This is a genomic window from bacterium (assembly GCA_029210965.1).
Classification (GTDB): Bacteria; BMS3Abin14; BMS3Abin14; order BMS3Abin14; family BMS3Abin14; genus JALHUC01.
This window is the reverse complement of the sequence record JARGFZ010000130.1, coordinates 1-650: the sequence shown is the minus strand read 5'-3', so window position 1 is coordinate 650 and position 650 is coordinate 1. Positions and strand designations below refer to the sequence as shown.

Below are 650 nucleotides of genomic sequence, written 5' to 3'. Positions count from 1 at the left end.
TCGATGGGGGGTTGACACTTTTTTGTGCCTGCGGTGGCGCCTGTACCTGAAGTGGTGCCAGGGGTTGGGGTGGCAGAGCCGGTCGAGGAGGGAGACGGCGGTGGGTTGGTCGGGGAGGAACCGTCCCCAGTCTTCGAATGGTGAATGTGATGCGATGGCGATGGAGCGTTTTTCGTAGGCGGCGGAGATGAGCCGGAACAGGAGTTGGCAGCCGGTGTGGTCGAGGGGCGCAAAGCCGATTTCGTCGACGACGATGAGGTTGTGGCGGCAGATTTGTTCGATGGTCTTGCCGACAGTGTTGTCGGCGAGGGCCCGCCATAGTGTTTCGACGAGTTCGATGGCGGTGTAGTAGCGGACCCGGTGGCCGGCTTCTATGGCGGCTCGTCCCAGGGCGATCAGGTAGTGGGTTTTGCCGGTTCCTGCCGGTCCGATGAGACATAGGTTGTCGGCTCGGGGGATCCAGTCCAGGGTGGTCAGATAACTGTGGGTGGCTTTGGGGATTGATGATTCGGTCAGGTTGAACTCGTCGAGGGTCTTTTCGACTGGGAACCGGGCGGCTTTGAGGCGGCTGCGAGTATTGGATTCGTCGCGGGCGGTGATCTCTAGGTTGACGAGGACCCGGAGGGTTTCTTCGGGGGCCCACCGTTGGG

1 protein-coding gene is annotated in these 650 nt (G+C 61.5%); it reads right to left on the bottom strand.

The genetic code is table 11. The annotated features are described in order from the left end of the window. Positions 1–650: IS21-like element helper ATPase IstB (istB, locus tag P1S59_14615; GenBank protein MDF1527457.1), on the bottom strand; the 650-nt coding region annotated here is incomplete at both ends.